The organism is Proteiniclasticum sp., from assembly GCF_003514505.1.
Taxonomy (GTDB): domain Bacteria; phylum Bacillota; class Clostridia; order Clostridiales; family Clostridiaceae; genus Proteiniclasticum.
This window is the reverse complement of record NZ_DOPX01000008.1, coordinates 100,098-117,338: the sequence shown is the minus strand read 5'-3', so window position 1 is coordinate 117,338 and position 17,241 is coordinate 100,098. Positions and strand designations below refer to the sequence as shown.

Sequence of the window (17,241 nt, the reverse complement as noted above, 5' to 3'; positions counted from 1 at the left end):
TTTCATCGATTGCATGCAATTTATTTTCTTGGACCTATTGAGATATCTCTCACAATGCGTTATCATATTCTATGGAAGAAGATTTCTATGATGATTTCATGGAGTTCAATAATAAATGAAAAAGGCCATAGGAGGAACGAATTTTGTATAATGTAAGAGAAATTTCCCCAAGTATTTACTGGGTTGGTGGAAATGACAGAAGACTGGAACAGTTTGAAAACCTATTCCCATTGACCAATGGTGTATCTTATAACTCGTATCTCATCTTGGATGAGAAGACAGCACTCATCGACACCGTAGATGATGCAATCACAGACCAGTACCTGGAAAATATTACCCATTTAATGAATGGACGTGAACTGGATTACCTGATCATCAACCATATGGAACCAGATCACTGTGGCAATATCGAGAATATTGTGAAGATGTACCCAAACGTTAAGGTTGTTGGAAATACGAAGTCCTTTACTCTCTTCCATCAGTTCTACAATATGGATATCACCGCTAATCAGATGATTGTGAAGGAAGGCGACGAACTGAGCCTCGGAACACATAACCTGAAGTTTGTTTTTGCACCAATGGTCCATTGGCCAGAAGTCATGATGAACTTGGAGACCACAAAAGGCATTTTGTTTGCCGCGGACGCATTCGGTACCTTTGGCGCATTAGCTGGTAATCTTTTCGACGATGAGATTGACTATGCAAATCTCTACATCGATGAAGCCAGAAGATACTACTCTAACATCGTAGGAAAGTTTGGCGCTCAAGTTCAGTCCGTATTCAAGAAGATTGCTGGACAGGAAATCAACATGATCTGTTCACTTCATGGTCCCATCTTCAGAAGTGATATCAGTCTGATCCTCGACCTTTATGATAAGTGGTCGAAGTATGAAGCCGAAAAAGACGGTGTTGTCATTTTCTATGGTTCCATGTACGGCAATACTGCAAACACCGCAGATGCACTCGCCAATAAACTGGCTCAAAGAGGGGTCACTGACATTCGTGTATATGATGTTTCAAAAACTCATCCATCCTATATCATCAGCGACATATTCAAATACAGTCATTTAGTGGCTGCAGCGCCCACTTATAATATGGGTCTATATTATCCCATGGATAATCTGCTGCATGAAATGGCTGCACTCGGTGTAAAAAACAGAAAAGTGGCTCTCATTGGAAACCACAGCTGGGCCAGTGCAGCACTTAAGATCATGACAGAACGGTTCGCTTCCATGAAAAACATGGAAATCATCGGAGATTCTCTGGATATCAAGTCCAGACTGAAGGATGGCGAAGAGGAGAAACTGGACGATCTGGCAGATGCTATAGCAAGTTCAGTACTAAAGAAATAAAGCTAAAAACAAGGATGAATCTGCTAGGATTCATCCTTGTTTTTATGTTTGAATCTTTTCATCCCCTGCTTCTCGCCAAGCAGAAGCAAATTGTCAATCTGATGGAAGCGACCTTCACGAATGGTGTTCTCCATAGACGTGCTATTGATGAAAAGCTCGTAATCAAGTTCGGTCTGTTTGTCTGAATAAATGAGTTTTTGAGACAATATAAAGTTCAGGTTTTGGGACAGCTGAAATCGCACAAACTCTTTTTCTTGTTCCTGAAACATAGACAGCATCCTTGTTAAGGTTCTTGCAGCCCCCATGGAATGGATGCTGCCAATGATGCCATGTCCTGCTTCCGCTGCTGAAACCGCAGCTTTGAGTGCCCCCAGTGTCCTGATTTCTCCAATCATGAGAAAGTCCGGACTTTGCCTTAATGCATCATGGATGCCTCTTTCAAAACCAGCAAAATCTGTGCCCAGTTCACGTTGAGTCAGCTCACCTTTTAGTCCGCTATAAGAGAACTCCACAGGATCTTCCAAGGTAATCATATGTACTTTTTCTTTCATGAGAATATCTTGTGCGATGGACGCTAGAGAAGTAGACTTGCCTGATCCGGTTTTTCCTACAATAAGTGAAAGCCCTCTTTTATTCAACACTCTTTTTGAAAGATGTTCCGGTAATCCAAGTTCTGTTAAAGAAGGGATCTCATTTTTTATGACTCTGATCACGGCACATTTTTTCCCCATGGAAGAGAAGAAGTTCGCACGGTATCTTCCATTTTCTTCAAATCCAACGTCCATACCGGAAGTTCCTCCTCCGATATACTCCTGCACATAACCCGCTGGTTGCATCAGTGTGAAAAACCTTGTCATTTGATCTTTTGAAACGCTTACTTCTGATTCCATGAGCTTTCCTTTGATGCGATAGACCGCTCTTTGTTCTTCCTTCATAACAATATCAGACGCACCAAGATCCCTGGCTTCATTTAAAATATATTGAATGCATCGATCCATAATTCCTGACTCTTTCTAGCCTGATTGTAAAGCATACTCTCGCCATTCACCACCTGAAGTCCAACACTGCTGCCAAAACGCAGGAAAGAAGAGTGCATCGGCTCATAATTCAGATCGTACAGTATGGTATTTTCACTGTATTGCTTGATTTCTATAGGCATTTCATCCTGCTGGATGTTTCCTAGCTTTGTGGCATTGATGACCAGTGAAAATGGTCTGACATCAGACACGGTATCTAGTGGTCTGATGGATAATGCCTTCGGAAACTCCTTCCGCCTGGTCTCTGATCTAAAAGCCATATGGATTCTTGCATCCATTTTCACCAAGGCTGTATATACGGCTTTCGCAGCTCCTCCACTGCCGAGGATCAGCACATCTTTGCCTTTCACACCGATTCTGTTGTCCTCTAGCGACTGCATGAATCCGAACACATCTGTATTATAACCAATTCTCCACCCATTCTTTATGACTACGGTGTTCACCGCACCACATTCCAACGCAGTGCTGTCCAGCTCATGAAGATACCCAATGATTTCTTCTTTATAAGGTATCGTGACATTAAATCCGATGATCTCATTTTTAGTCAGATCATCAATGAACTTTTGAATGTGTTCTCGTGGAAGATCAAAAAGTTCATAAGAAATCATCAGCCGCTTTTTTTCATATAGCCTCTGATGGATCTCAGGAGATTTCGAATAGGATATTCTTCTTCCAAGTAAGCCTGTTTTTCTCAAATGTATGCTCCTCTCTTTTGTTCTTAACTCTATTATATTTACTGTACCTGAAAATAAACAAAAGGGAGCAACGCTCCCTTGTTAATTTTCTATGAATCAGATTTCAGTATTTCCTGAACATGGCTGAATGAAGATTCATCCTGAGGTTGTTCGGTCAGGTGCTGTTTAATGGTTGAAACCAGAATATCAATAGCTACTCTGTTCTTGCCGCCTTCCGGTACAATAAGATCTGCGTATCTTTTGGTTGGTTCGATGAACTGCAGGTGCATCGGACGAACAACGCTGAGATACTGCTCAATGACCGATTCGAGTGTTCTCCCTCTGTCCCTGATATCTCTTGTAAGTCTTCTTAGGATTCTGATATCTGCATCTGTATCCACGTAGATTTTAATATCAAACAAATCCCGTAATTTTTCATCTTCCAGAATAAGAATTCCTTCTACGATGATAATATCCTTGGGCTCTTCCTTGATCGTTTCTTTTTTTCTGTTATGAACAGTGAAGTCATAGATTGGCATTTCAATGGCTTCGCCTCTCAGGAGAGTTTCTAAGTGCTCTATCAAAAGCGGTGTATCAAATGCGTGAGGATGATCATAATTTGTTTTTGTTCTTTCATCGAATGTCAAATGACTCTGATCTTTGTAATAGGAGTCCTGCATGATGATTGCAATACTCTCTTTCTTGAAGTTCCTGTAAATGGACTTTGCTACTGTACTTTTACCAGATCCCGTTCCTCCGGTAATACCAATGAGTATCGGTTTTTTCATTCTACATCATCCTTCTCTATTATCAGTATATCATTTGGTTGAAGTCTCACTTCTGAGTAAGCGCTGAAATCCATTGCTGCTTTGTTCGCCACATCTATTTGATTTCCTTCTTCATCCATGAACTCTGTGATTACAGTTTCTATTATATCATCAGATGGTCTCATTATCTTGATTTTATCTCCTGGGAACAATCTGTTTTTCTGACCTATGAGATATCTCCCCTGTCCAAGATCCTCTTTGACGATCCCCACAAGTTCATGGGTTCTTACATAAGAACTGGAGCCGTATACTTGAGAGTTTCCTCGGCCAAAGTAGAATCCTGTATAGTACTCTCTATGACTCACCATGCTGAGAATATCCATCCATTTCTCATTATATTGGTATGCTTCCGGGTTTTCCATATACGAATCAATGGCAGCACGGTATGCCTTTACGATGGCAGCCACATAGAATTCCGACTTCATACGACCTTCAATCTTCAAAGACTGCAGACCAGATTGGATCAGTTCCGGAATGTGCTCAATCATGCACATATCCTTGGAGTTCATAATATACGTGCCACGTTCGTCTTCTGTAATCTCCATCAGTTCACCTGGACGCTTTTCTTCCATCAGATAATATTTATACCTGCAGGGCTGAGCACACGCTCCTCTATTCGCATCACGGCCAGTCATATAGTTGGATAAAAGGCAACGACCCGAATAGGCCATGCACATGGAACCATGGACGAAGGCTTCAAGCTCCAGCTCTTCAGGAATATTCTCCCGTATCGCATGAATTTCTTTCATGGTCAGCTCTCTAGCAAGAATAATACGCTGAACCCCCATCTTGTGCCAGAAAATAGCCGATCTGGAGTTCACATTGTTCGCCTGTGTGGACAAATGAAGCTCCATATTGGGTACCACTTCTCTTGCGGTCATTATAATTCCAGGATCCGATACAATGAGGGCATCCACACCCAGCTCTTCCAAGCTGACCAGATACTCCTCAAGACCTTTCATGTCACTTTCATGAGGAAACACATTGATGGTCACATAGACCTTTTTCCCGCGGTCATGAGCATACTTCAATCCTTCCGTCATTTCTTCATTGGTGAAGTTGTCCGAAAATGCACGAAGGTTTAATCTTGCCCCTCCCATAAATACTGCATCAGCACCATAGTCGATTGCAGTTTTCAGTTTGCTGAGATTGCCCGCAGGGGCTAATAGTTCCGGTTTAAACATTTTTATTTTTCCTCCTGATTAACAACATTCCATCGCTGATACTGAGCAGCGAGACAACAAGGTCTTCTCTTTCATGGACATATCGGATAAACTCTTTCAGATTCACGATGTTGGTCCTATGTTTTCTAGCCACTTCTTCTTCAGCCACCAATCCCTTATAAAGGACATTATCACAGAGGATCATACCATCTTCCGACAGTCTTGGCAGTGACAAGTCCAGATATTCCCGGTAATGAGACTTACCGGCATCCATGAAAATAAAATCATACATCGCTTCACTCTTTCTTAAAAAAGCAGCACAATCATCCAGAACCACCTGAATCCTATCCTCGTACCCTTTCTTTTTTATGTTATCCAGAGCGAGTTCCCGCATGGACTCCTCTCTTTCCACTGAAGTAATCTGACCTTCTCCATGCATGGCCATCACAAGAGCCGAATAACCAATGGCTGTTCCAAGCTCAAGAATGGTCCGTGGTTTATTGGCAGCAATCATGAACCCTAAAAACCTTGCTGCATCTTTCATCACAATGGGCACATAATTCTCTTTTGCATAATGCTCTAAATCTTGCAGCTCCTGAATACCACCAAAATTCTCTATGTACTCAGTCACTTTTTTATGGACAATTCCACTCATCTCTTCACCTGTACCTGACACTTAGTTCGCTAAAATTTCCTATACTATTATATAGGATTTGACAATACTTATCAAACCTTTGCTTCCTCTTCATTGTCACTCAGCAGGCTCCACAACACTTGACTACAGATTACTGTATCCTTTTTCCGTAAGTATGCCATGCACTTTTTCATCAAAGACATCCCTGGGAAGTGCATCTTCTTCCATTTCAGAGAATGCTATAAGGATTCGTTTGAACCTCCCTCGAGGCAGAAATCTGTCATAGAACCCACCGCCATATCCTAATCGGTATCCTTCTTTTGTGAATGCGACACATGGAACAAAGGCAATATCTATTTTCCCTGGATCCATCTGATAGGCCAGATCTTTCGGTTCTAGAATCCCATGAAGACCTGGAGAAAGATCTTCCATAGAGTCAATCTCACATGCTTCCATATGACCTAAGGATACAGTCTTCGGCACCAGAACTCTCTTGCCTTTTGCCAGCGCATCCTGAATGATCAGCGTAGTATTCACTTCTGTTTCCTGTCCCACATATATGAATATTGTCCCTGCAAGCAAATAGTCCTTCTGTTTTTTCAGCACTTCCAGAATTTCTTTAGATGCCGATTCCTTGTACATCGGATCCAGATTGTGCTGTTTATCCATCAGCTTCCTTCTGAGCTCTTTTTTCTGAAGCTTTACTTCTTCGTTGACGATCATTGTCTTCCACTTCCTTCCTTCTCATTTCGAAAAAGAAACCCCCAATCCTAAGGATTAGAGGTTTCATCTTTGTGTAAAGAACTAGTTCCCCTGAAACTCTCTTTTCTTCTGGAGGAACTCATTGTAATCACTGGTGAAATAATGCTGCCTGATGCTTGGATCCAACACATAATAAAGATACTCTGTGATTTCAGGATTGATCGCAGCTTTTATCGCTGCCGCACCAGGGCTTGCGATGGGACCAATGGGAAGCGCCCGAACATAGTACGTATTATAGGGAGACTCCACTTTCAAGTCCTCTAATGTCACCTTGTCTTTCGCATTCAGACCTAGAGCATATACAACGGTAGCATCCAGCTGAAGTTTGTCTCCACGGGATAATCTGTTGTAGATTACCGAAGCGACTCGAGGCATCTCTTCAACACTGGCTGCTTCTCTCTCAATCATAGAAGCGATGGTAATCAGTTCATTCCATTCGGACGTGGGAAGATCCTCTCCCGTTTCTTTCAGCACTGCATACATTCTGTTGACAAATGCTTTATACATCGTATCCACCACAAAGCTTGGAGTCTGACCTTTTCTGAACTTATAGGTTGCTGGTGCAAGATATCCTTCCAGCACATAATGTCTTTCATCCGTATTTTCCAGCCAGCTTGGCACGATATAATTCTTTACCGCCTGGATGAACGCTTCTTTGGAAAACAGTCCTTTTTCTTCAAAAGCTTCTCCCATTCTTTCAATGGTGAATCCTTCTGGAATGGTTACTGTAACCTCATAAATATCCTCTCCTTCATTCAGCTGCTGAATGATTTCATGGAGAGAACCCTGAGCATTAATTTTGAACGTTCCTGGCTTCAACGCTGTCTCAATCGGATTGAATCTGAAATAGACTCTGGTCAAAAGAAGATTTCTGAGTAGACCTTCATTGTCCAGACGAGTCAGCACTCTACTGAAGTTATCGTTGGGTTCCACATTGACTTCAATGATCTCTTCATTCGTGTTCAGTGGTTTTTCTCCCACACTGTTGTAATAAGCATATCCCACAAGGCCTGTCCCTGCAAGAATCAGTACAAAGAAAAGCAAAATGAATAAAAACTTTTTCAAGATAGTCCCCCCTGCTCTAGATTGTTCGTATTATTTATTACGCGCTGCACGCTTTCTCTGTGTATGGTCCAGATATTTCTTACGGAGTCTGATGTTCAGTGGTGTCACTTCCACAATCTCGTCTTCAGCAGCAAATTCCAGATAGTTTTCCAGTGTCATTTTCTTTACTGGCACAAGTTTAAGAGCATCATCTGCACCTGAGCTTCTTGTATTGGTCAGCTGCTTCTTCTTACAGACATTCACGTCGATATCTTCTGCTCTGGAACACTCACCGCAAACCATACCCGCATAAACTGGAGTACCCGCTTCAATAAAGAGTGTTCCTCTTTCTTGAGCATTGTACAGTCCATAGGTGATTGCATCTCCTGTCTCAAATACTACCAGAGAACCACGGCTTCTGCCAGGCATTTCACCCTTAACTTTGTCGTATCCCTGGAATACATGGTTCATGATTCCATTACCTCTGGTATCTGTCATGAACTCGTTTCTGAACCCTATCAGTCCTCTAGCAGGAATCACAAACTCCAGTCTGGTATATCCATTGACAGCAGATGTCATATTGACCATTTCCGCTTTTCTAGGTCCGAGTTTTTCCATAACTGTCCCCATGAACTCTTCAGGTACATCGATGGTCAAAAACTCCATAGGTTCCATGAGAACCCCATCAATCTCTTTATTGATTACTCTAGGCTTGGAAACCTGAACTTCATAACCTTCTCTTCTCATGGTTTCAATCAGAATGGAAAGATGAAGTTCTCCTCTTCCTGATACTTCAAATGTATCTGGCGTAAGCTCTGTTACACGAAGAGAAACATTGGTTTCAAGTTCTTTCATCAGTCTGTCTCGAAGATGTCTTGATGTGATGAACTTCCCGTCTTGTCCAGCGAAAGGTGAATCATTGACCATAAAGTTCATGGATAGAGTGGGTTCATCTATGTGAACAAATGGCAATGCCTCAGGTGCATTGGCATCTGTTACCGTATCTCCAATATGAACGTCACCAATTCCTGAAATCGCTACGATATCTCCAATAGCCGCTTCATCTGTATCTACTCTTTTCAGTCCATCATAAAGATAAAGGTTGGAGATGGTGGTCTTTTTGATATTTCCATCAATATCAATAACAGCAATGGCCTGATTTCTCTTTGCAATTCCTCTGGTGATTTTGCCAATGGCAATCTTTCCAACGAAATTATTATGGTCCAAAGTTGTAATCAGCATCTGGAAAGGTCCGGCTATATCACCTTCTGGTGGCTTCACATATTCAATGATCTTTTCGAGAAGTGGAATCATATCAACCATTTCATCACTTGGATCATCTCCTGCATATCCATCTCTTGCAGAAGCATAGATGATTGGGAAGTCACACTGCTCATCGGTAGCTCCAAGCTCCACAAACAGGTCAAATACCTCATCGATGACTTCCTCTGGTCTTGCATCCTTCTTATCGATCTTATTGACCACAACCATTGGGCTTAATCCAGCCTCCAGGGCTTTCTTCAGCACAAACTTTGTCTGTGGCATAGCTCCTTCATTGGAATCCACCACCAGCAGCACTGAATCCACCATCATGAGGACTCGTTCCACTTCACCACCAAAATCCGCATGACCTGGTGTGTCAACAATATTTATTCTATACCCTTTGTAATGAATAGAAGTGTTCTTGGATAATATGGTGATTCCTCGTTCTCTTTCAAGATCATTGGAATCCATAACTCTTTCTTCCACTTTCTCATTGGCTCTAAATGTATTGGATTGTCTTAGCATCGCATCCACCAGGGTTGTCTTACCATGGTCAACGTGAGCTATGATGGCGATATTTCGCACATTTTCTCTTTTATATGACATCTTATTCCTCCAGTTTCTATATCTAACAAGTTATTATAGCATAAAATCCTTGAGTATGTAGGATTTCTTCCATGGAGATCCGGATGTAACCGATTAAACTTCTGATTTTTTTCTTAAAGAAAAGCAGCGAGCTTTTATACTCACTGCTTCCAAAGGCTAATTCTACTTGCCAGCACCAATGACATCCACACCTACAGCATCATTGATGATTTTCATCATATCTTCAAAAAGTATGGAAAATCTCACTTCCGCCTGCAGATACTCATTGATGTCCGGATTGGTCTGGATAACAGATGCAAAGTTCTGCATCTTTTCTGTGGTTTCATCCGTGACTTTCCCAGTATCCATGGATTCTGTATAGGCTGCAATTTGGATTTTTCTGAAATCCTCCAGCATTTTAGATTTGGTCTCATCCGCTTGAATTTTTAACGCAGCCTCCCGAAACGCCACCACATCCGGATGGATTTTTAGTTCTGCTGCCAGTTCATTGAACTTGTCATAAATATTCAACGTCTGTTCCTCCTTTATACTTCCATGATGATTGGCAGAATCATCGGTCTTCTCATTGTTTTTTCATACAGATGATTCTTCAGTGTGTCTTTGATTATATTCTTTAATACATTCCAGTCTGTTATCTGCTTGTCTTCACATTCATAAAGTGCTTGCGCCACAACTTTTCTGGAACTTTCCATCAGTGCTTCCGCTTCTTTCACATAGACAAATCCTCTTGTAATGATATCTGGACCTGCTACAACTGAAGCGCTCTCCTTATCCATGGTCACCACTACAGTGATAATACCATCTTCAGAAAGATGCTTACGGTCTCTAAGGACAATACGTCCAACATCACCAACGCCTAATCCGTCGATGAGAACATGTCCAGAGTTCACTGTTCCAGTCTTCTTAATGCCTCTGCGATGCACTTCAATGACATCCCCGTTTTCTGGAAGGACGATATTGGATGGATTCATCCCCATTTTAATGGCAAGATCCCTGTGTTCTTTCAGCATTCTGAATTCTCCATGCAGCGGTACCAGATGTTTTGGTCTGGTCAGTGTATGGATGAGCTTGATTTCTTCCTTGCATGCATGTCCCGAGACATGGATGGATTCAAGCTTGCCATATACTACTTCTGCACCTAGTCTGGACAGTTTGTCTATGGTTCTGAAAATCGGTTTCTCATTCCCTGGAATTGGAGATGATGAGAATACTACTGTATCACCAGGTTTTACCTGAATCTTTCTATGCATGTTGTTTGCCATTCTGGAAAGTGCAGCCATGGGTTCTCCCTGGCTTCCCGTTGTGATGATCAGCACCTGATTGTCAGGATACTTCTTAATGTCATCAATTGAAATAAGATGCTTCTCATCCACACTAAGATATCCAAGATCCAGCGCGATGGGTATAATATTTTCCATTGAGCGTCCTGATACAGCGATCTTTCTTCCCTGAGCCACTCCAGCTTCAATGATCTGCTGAATTCTATGTACGTTGGATGCAAAGGTCGAAATGATAATTCTGCCTCGGACTCCATGGAAAATTCTCTTGAAACTTTCCCCTACGGTAGACTCAGAAATGGTATATCCTTCTCTTTCCACATTCGTTGAATCACAAAGCAGCGCGAGCACGCCTCGTTTTCCAAGTTCTGCGAACCTTTGAAGATCAATGACTTCACCGTCCACAGGGGTGAAATCCACTTTAAAGTCTCCTGTATGGATTACAGCTCCCAGTGGAGTGTGGATGGCCAGTGCGCAGGAATCTGCGATGGAGTGATTCACTTTAATAAACTCCACGGACATCTTCTCCAGCTTGATTGTATCCTTAGCCTTCACAATATTCACGGTGACCACGTCTTGAATTCTGTGTTCGGTAAGCTTCAGATTGATCAGTGCTGCAGTGAGCTTTGTTGCGTAAACAGGAACATTCACCTGTTTCAGCACGTAAGGGAGTGCACCTATATGGTCCTCATGACCATGGGTGATAAAAATCCCCTTGATTCTATCCTTGTTCTTCACCAGATAGCTTACATCTGGAATTACCACGTCAATACCAAGCATGTCATCATCCGGGAATTTCAGACCACTGTCCACCACGATGATTTCATCCTTGTACTCTACTACTGTCATATTTTTGCCGATTTCATTGGTTCCGCCAAGAGGTATAATTTTCACATTATCCTTCTCTTTTGTCATATTTAGTTTCCTCCTTAAATGTTTCCTCTTTAGCGCACTCATTACAAATACCGTAAAATTTTAAGCTATGATCGAGAACTTTGAAATTGTACTTCTTGCCAATTTCTTCCTCGATGGGATCCAGGAGGTCGTCCATAAACTCCAGAACTTGGCTGCACTTGATGCACACCAGATGATGATGCGTATGATGCTCATCCTCTCTTGTCAGCTCGTATCTCGCAGTTCCATCTTTTAAGTCCAATCTTGTGACAAGATTCTCCTCGTGCATGAGCACTATGGTTCTGTAGACAGTTGCTAGCCCAATTTCCGGCCTTTTCTTTTTTACGATGTCAAAGATCTCTTCTACTGTTAAATGCATTCCCACGCTGTCAAGAATTGTATCGACAATTGCCTGCCTTTGCGGGGTCAGCTTGTAACCGCTCTTTTTGAGCTTGTTTATAATTCTTTGAATATCCTCACTGGTACATGTTGGAGTCATATCAGTTCAGCCCGTCTTCGTCGAAAATAACGCTGTACGCTTCTTCAATCATTGCGATCTCAACGTCATCATCAACTGTCTCAAAGAACTCATTGCCTTCTTCGTCATATACGACTTTCAGTGCAGTGAATACAGGCTCCTCCTCATCACTTTCTACTGGAGATACAATGAAATACTCTACATCTTCAATTTCAAGTCTTGTTACTACCTCAACCTCGACTTCATTTCCTTCATCATCAGTCAGTACAATTAAGTCTGTCATATCTTCCATAATTTTCACCTCTTTGTTTATTTTGTGCTGCTTAATTTATCTAAATAACCTTGAAGTATATAAGTGGCTGCGATTTTATCGACCAACCCTTTTCTCTTCTTTCTGGACATATCCGCTTCGAGCATGGCTCTTGTTGCAGCCATGGTGGTCAACCGCTCGTCCCAGAATACCACTGTAAGGCCAAATTCTTTTTCTAGAACTGCACCGAATTCCATGGCTTTTTCCGCCTGAGGTCCGATGGTACCGTTCATATTCTTTGGTAGTCCTACAATAATTTCCTGAATCTCATAAGAATCAAAGATCTCATGAAGATTTTCCAAATCCTTCTCCAGAGACTTTCTTCTTACCGTAGTTATGCCCTGAGCTGTATAGTTGAGTGGATCGCTCACTGCGACTCCAATGGTCCTATCGCCCACATCCAGTCCTATATACCTCATCAATTCATTTAAATCCTTTCATTTGTGACACAATACTATTGTATCAAACTTTCTTTAAAAAACCTTTAGGTTTTATCGTACCATTCTTACACAACTTGAGCATAAAAGCAATAGGGATACCATTCTCAGGTATCCCCCCTACTATTTAATGTTCAAATAGGACTTTAGAACCTCTTCGAGGATTTCATCCCGCTCGAGCTTCCTGACAAGAGCTCTCGCACCATTATAGTTGGTGATATAGGTTGGATCACCCGAGATGATGTATCCCACCAGCTGATTCACTGGATTATATCCCTTTTCGTTCAGTGCATTGTACACTTCTTCAAGAATCGCTTTGGTAAGATCTTTCTTGTCTTTCTCAAAGTCAAATTGCATGGTGTGATCTTTATTGTTCATAATACTGCTGCAAATGCAGCTTCACCCCCCTTAAAAATAGTACGTCACTATCTACATTATAAGGGATTCTTTTGAAATTGTATAGACAACTTAGAAATTAAACCATGGATTGAAGCAGTTCAGTAACTTTTCTTAAAGCTTCTTCCAGCTTTTCCGGGTTTTTCCCGCCAGCTTGTGCCATATCGGGTCTTCCACCTCCGCCACCGCCAGCAATGGCTGCAACGTCTTTAATGAGTTTCCCAGCATGAAGGCCTTTCTTGACCAAGTCCTTAGAAATCATCACAGAGAAGCTTACTTTTCCCTCTCCTTTGGTCCCTAAGACAACAACGCCGGACTGAAGTTTGTCCAGAACCTTTTCCGTAATTTCACGAAGTTCCGAAGCTTCCACCTGGAATACTTCTCCACGGACAACATTCATTCCCTCGAGAACCTCTTTTTGAGCCAGAAGATCATCCACAAATGAGAGTGACTGTGCTTTACGCATTTCATCCAGCTCCTTCTGAAGAGTTTTCGCTTCCTGAAGATGCTGTGCCACTTTCTGCACAATATCATTCTTCGTTGCTTTCACCAGTTCCTGGACTTCATCAAGCATTCTTTCTCTCTCGTTCATCAGTCTGATGGCATTGAATCCTGTAACCGCTTCAATTCTTCTTACGCCAGAAGCAATGCCTGCTTCCGAGGTGATTCTGAAGAGGCCAATTTCTCCCGAGTTCTTCACATGGGTACCACCACAAAGTTCCTTTGAAAATTCACCCACGGAAAGCACTCGAACTTCTTCACCATATTTTTCATCAAAAAGAGCCATAGCTCCTGATGACTTTGCTTCGCTCATGGACATGATTTCAGTAACCACAGGAGTTGCCATAAGCACTTCACTGTTCACAATGTCTTCCACTTTTTTCAGCTCATCTTTCGTCATGGGTTGGAAATGATTGAAGTCGAATCTAAGCTTGTCTGGAAGCACAATAGAACCAGCCTGATTCACATGATTTCCTAGCACCATCTTCAGCGCTTTATGCAGCAGATGTGTCGCTGTATGGTTTCTTTCCGTACTCTTTCTAACATTTTCTTCTACAGTAAACAGTGCTGTCCCAGGTGAAAGTGTTCCTTTTTTCACCACTACTTTATGCACGGTATTACCATTTTTGCTCTTTCTGGTATCCAGTACCAATGCTTCAAACACATCAGAGGAGATCACTCCTACATCTCCAACCTGTCCTCCCATCTCTGCATAGAATGGGGTTCTGTCAGATACAACGTATCCTTCCTGACCTTCTTCCAGGGTTTCTCTTAAAGCCTCATCATCATATACACGTAGAATTTCTGCTTCTTCACTGAGGCTGCCATATCCAGTGAACGCTGTCACTATTTCTTCCTGCAGCACATCCATTCCTGTATTTTCAGATCCCATATAGGAGCTTTCTCCTCGCGCTGCTCTCGCACGCTGTCTCTGGCTTTCCATTTCCTTTTTGAACGCATCTTTATCAAGTTTGATTCCTTTCTCCTCCAGAATTTCTTCTGTGAGTTCCAAAGGGAATCCGTAGGTATCATATAGCTTGAATGCGTGTTCCCCGCTGAACACATCACCTTCCGTCTCATTCAAGAAGGAGATCAGAAGCTCCATCCCCGCATCAAGCGTCTCATGGAACTTCTTTTCTTCCAGATCCACGATTTTTTCGATGTATTCACGTCTTTCCAGTAAATCAGGATAGGCTTCACCATAACTGGCCATCACAGCATCCACGATTCTATTGAGGAACTGCTTCTCATAGCCTAGAACACGTCCATGACGAGCGGCTCTTCGAAGTAATCTTCTAAGAACATATCCTCTTCCTTCATTTGAAGGAAGCACTCCATCACCGATGAGAAATGCGATGCTCTTGCTGTGATCTGCGATGATTCTCATGGATACATCCGCTTCCTTGCTCTCCCCATAGGTTCTGCCCGTGACTTCCGAAACTCTTGCAAGGATATTCTTCAGAATATCAATCTCAAAAATGGAATCTACTCCTTGCATGATGGTCGCCATTCTTTCAAGTCCCATACCTGTATCAATGTTGGGGTTTGCCAGTGGATGATAAACGCCATGCTCATCTTTATCAAATTGAGTGAACACGAGGTTCCAGAATTCTGTCATTTCATCACGATCTGAAGCGGCAACAAATTCCTCGCTGGTGGTAATCTTCGCGGTTCCTTTATAATAGTGGATTTCGGAGCAAGGTCCACAGGGTCCAACGCCGATTTCCCAGAAATTATCTTCTTTACCTAATCTGAAGATATGGGTTGGATCTATGTCTGTTTTTTCTTTCCAAAGGTCAAATGCCTCATCGTCTTCCAGGTATACTGTAGCATACAGCTTAGATTTGTCGATTTTGAGCTCTTCTGTCACAAATTCCCAAGCCCATGGAATGATCTCATTCTTGAAATAATCTCCAAAGGAAAAATTCCCGAGCATCTCAAAAAATGTGGCGTGACGCTTTGTTCTGCCCACGTTGTCAATATCCCCGGTTCTGATGCATTTCTGACATGTCGCCACTCTTTTGGATGGCGGAACTTTAACCCCTGTAAAATAAGGTTTCAGCGGAGCCATACCCGCATTGATCAGAAGCAATGATTTGTCGTCTTTTGGGACCAGCGGAAAGCTGTCCATAACAAGATGCGCCTTTTCATTGAAGAATGTAAGATATTTCTTTCTAATTTCATTGGTTGTCATTTTTTCCATAATAACCCTCCATATTTTTTGCAATAAAAAAAGCCCTCATCCCTCCAAGGGACGAAAGCTATACTTCCGCGGTACCACCCTAGTTATGAATGCACGCACTCATCACTTTCACACCATAGCTCCAAGGCAGCTTCATCCGAATATCCCAAAGACTTTCACCAGCCGTCTTCTCTCTACATGGTTCTATTTCGGAGTACTCCTCCTCTTCAATGCCATCTATTTTGTTTTCATCTTCAGATTATACGGAGGAAACAAACCCTTGTCAAGGCAGTCTTACCTCCCCCAATAAATCTAACCTGACCTCTAACCTGAAATCTATCCAATACTGGCAGATTTTCTAAATGCACTAAAGGGAATGCCACCAGCATCCTTTGCTCTCGTACTTTATTTGTCAATACAGCAGTTACACTCTATTCTCACCTTTCATAAAGACTGGACCAGTCTAGCCATTCTATGAACCTCTTCAGAATTTATTATAGGAACGTTTCAAAGGCATTAAAAATGACGACACGGTTTGTTCGCAGACGCAAACTATACTAAACCCATACCCAAATCAAACCAAAATAACAGGAGGTATCACATGAAAAAACTCATAGGAATATTCAAATCAGAAGAGCTTGCTCTTAATACCATCGAAAGTCTGAAAAAGGCTGGATATGCACCAGAAGAAATTTCAGTGATCACAAAAGATGAAGTGAAGTATGATGCACTGAAAAACCGCGTTGATGATGAAATCATAGAAAACCCTGACGGCAGCAGTCTTGCAGCTGGTGCTGCTACAGGCGGAGCAATCGGCGGATTCGGAGGTCTTCTATTAGGACTGGGCGCTCTAGCCATCCCTGGTGCAGGCCCCCTCATCGCTGCCGGACCAATTGTCGGAGCCATCACAGGTGCTCTGGCCGGTGGAGCCGTCGGTGGCGTCGCGGGAGCTCTCATAGATGCCGGTGTCTCTGAAGTTGAAGCAAGGGAATATGAGGACCATCTGAATGCTGGTGATATTCTTATTCTAGTAGACGAGGATGACAACAGACGAGAAGCAGTCTATGACAGCTACTACAGAAACGAAAGCCTGAACCGTGAAAAGTTCCAGCGTGAAGTCTCTGCATCAGATGATATAAAACGGAAGGATCCTCTTTATCCTGAAAATAAAGATCATATAGTCCAGGAGCATACGCTGGACGTAGAGGAAAATAATCCTTATGAAGCCGAAAAACCCTATGAACTGGACAGAAACCTTCGCGATACTGATCAGTTCTAAGTTTATATAAATCAAAACCGCCGGCTTAGCCGGCGGTTTCCACTGACCCTATAAGGGTCTTTTGCCAGCAGCACCCGTGAGGGTGCACGAAGGCGGCCGCCAACCGCACTATCTCTACAACGGCT

The 17,241-nt window shown here is 42.4% G+C and carries 17 protein-coding genes and 1 other annotated feature; of the genes, 2 read left to right on the top strand and 15 right to left on the bottom strand.

Annotated elements, in window-relative coordinates; translation table 11 throughout:
- The first annotated feature begins 143 nt into the window (after positions 1 to 143).
- Entirely contained in the window at positions 144 to 1,352 is a 1,209-nt protein-coding gene (locus DEF30_RS01815) for an FprA family A-type flavoprotein (protein WP_294095864.1), read from the top strand.
- A gap of 23 nt (positions 1,353 to 1,375) precedes the next feature.
- On the opposite strand, the gene DEF30_RS01810 is transcribed toward DEF30_RS01815, so the two are convergent.
- The 15 genes from DEF30_RS01810 to alaS all read right to left on the bottom strand — a co-directional run bounded on the left by DEF30_RS01810 (position 1,376) and on the right by alaS (position 15,858).
- The gene (locus DEF30_RS01810) at positions 1,376 to 2,350 is read right to left on the bottom strand and encodes an ATPase, T2SS/T4P/T4SS family (RefSeq protein ID WP_294095862.1); all 975 of its coding nucleotides are present in this window, start codon (positions 2,348 to 2,350) and stop codon (positions 1,376 to 1,378) included.
- Complete coding sequence (locus DEF30_RS01805; RefSeq protein ID WP_294095860.1) at positions 2,323 to 3,084, bottom strand: shikimate dehydrogenase; 762 nt, start codon at positions 3,082 to 3,084, stop codon at positions 2,323 to 2,325. The genes DEF30_RS01810 and DEF30_RS01805 overlap by 28 nt, the downstream gene beginning before the upstream one ends.
- An 89-nt stretch (positions 3,085 to 3,173) precedes the next feature.
- Complete coding sequence (udk, locus tag DEF30_RS01800; protein ID WP_294095859.1) at positions 3,174 to 3,851, bottom strand: uridine kinase; 678 nt, start codon at positions 3,849 to 3,851, stop codon at positions 3,174 to 3,176.
- Positions 3,848 to 5,074: a U32 family peptidase gene (locus DEF30_RS01795; RefSeq protein WP_294095856.1), complete on the bottom strand. Its 1,227-nt coding sequence runs from the start codon at positions 5,072 to 5,074 to the stop codon at positions 3,848 to 3,850. The genes udk and DEF30_RS01795 overlap by 4 nt, the downstream gene beginning before the upstream one ends.
- Positions 5,067 to 5,708: an O-methyltransferase gene (locus tag DEF30_RS01790; RefSeq protein ID WP_294095854.1), complete on the bottom strand. Its 642-nt coding sequence runs from the start codon at positions 5,706 to 5,708 to the stop codon at positions 5,067 to 5,069. The genes DEF30_RS01795 and DEF30_RS01790 overlap by 8 nt, the downstream gene beginning before the upstream one ends.
- Before the next feature lie 123 nt (positions 5,709 to 5,831).
- Entirely contained in the window at positions 5,832 to 6,410 is a 579-nt protein-coding gene (locus DEF30_RS01785; protein WP_294095852.1) for a 5-formyltetrahydrofolate cyclo-ligase, read from the bottom strand.
- Positions 6,411 to 6,491: 81 nt separating this feature from the next.
- Complete coding sequence (mltG, locus tag DEF30_RS01780; protein WP_294095849.1) at positions 6,492 to 7,514, bottom strand: endolytic transglycosylase MltG; 1,023 nt, start codon at positions 7,512 to 7,514, stop codon at positions 6,492 to 6,494.
- A gap of 30 nt (positions 7,515 to 7,544) precedes the next feature.
- Positions 7,545 to 9,362, bottom strand: coding sequence for a translational GTPase TypA (typA, locus tag DEF30_RS01775; RefSeq protein ID WP_294095847.1), 1,818 nt, complete (start codon positions 9,360 to 9,362; stop codon positions 7,545 to 7,547).
- 162 nt (positions 9,363 to 9,524) lie between these two features.
- Positions 9,525 to 9,872 carry a YlbF family regulator gene (locus DEF30_RS01770; protein ID WP_294095844.1) on the bottom strand — a complete coding sequence of 116 codons (348 nt, stop codon included), beginning with the start codon at positions 9,870 to 9,872 and terminating at the stop codon, positions 9,525 to 9,527.
- Between the two features lie 14 nt (positions 9,873 to 9,886).
- Positions 9,887 to 11,554 carry a ribonuclease J gene (locus DEF30_RS01765; RefSeq protein ID WP_294095841.1) on the bottom strand — a complete coding sequence of 556 codons (1,668 nt, stop codon included), beginning with the start codon at positions 11,552 to 11,554 and terminating at the stop codon, positions 9,887 to 9,889.
- The gene (locus tag DEF30_RS01760; RefSeq protein ID WP_074909847.1) at positions 11,535 to 12,032 is read right to left on the bottom strand and encodes a Fur family transcriptional regulator; all 498 of its coding nucleotides are present in this window, start codon (positions 12,030 to 12,032) and stop codon (positions 11,535 to 11,537) included. Before DEF30_RS01760 ends, DEF30_RS01765 begins: the two co-directional genes overlap by 20 nt.
- 1 nt (position 12,033) lies before the next feature.
- On the bottom strand, positions 12,034 to 12,303 hold the full coding sequence (locus DEF30_RS01755; RefSeq protein WP_031572607.1) for a DUF1292 domain-containing protein: 270 nt from the start codon (positions 12,301 to 12,303) through the stop codon (positions 12,034 to 12,036).
- Positions 12,304 to 12,320: 17 nt separating this feature from the next.
- Positions 12,321 to 12,740: a Holliday junction resolvase RuvX gene (gene ruvX / locus DEF30_RS01750; protein ID WP_031572610.1), complete on the bottom strand. Its 420-nt coding sequence runs from the start codon at positions 12,738 to 12,740 to the stop codon at positions 12,321 to 12,323.
- 141 nt (positions 12,741 to 12,881) lie between these two features.
- A complete protein-coding gene (locus DEF30_RS01745; RefSeq protein WP_031572612.1) occupies positions 12,882 to 13,139 on the bottom strand; it encodes an IreB family regulatory phosphoprotein in 258 nt (85 codons plus the stop codon).
- Between the two features lie 94 nt (positions 13,140 to 13,233).
- On the bottom strand, positions 13,234 to 15,858 hold the full coding sequence (alaS, locus tag DEF30_RS01740; RefSeq protein WP_294095834.1) for an alanine--tRNA ligase: 2,625 nt from the start codon (positions 15,856 to 15,858) through the stop codon (positions 13,234 to 13,236).
- Positions 15,859 to 15,902: 44 nt separating this feature from the next.
- Positions 15,903 to 16,077 (bottom strand) — a binding site (T-box leader).
- A gap of 361 nt (positions 16,078 to 16,438) precedes the next feature.
- Here alaS and DEF30_RS01735 point away from each other — a divergent pair.
- Positions 16,439 to 17,116 (top strand): general stress protein, encoded by a 678-nt coding sequence (locus DEF30_RS01735; RefSeq protein WP_294095832.1) that lies wholly within the window; start codon positions 16,439 to 16,441, stop codon positions 17,114 to 17,116.
- Positions 17,117 to 17,241 lie beyond the last annotated feature (125 nt).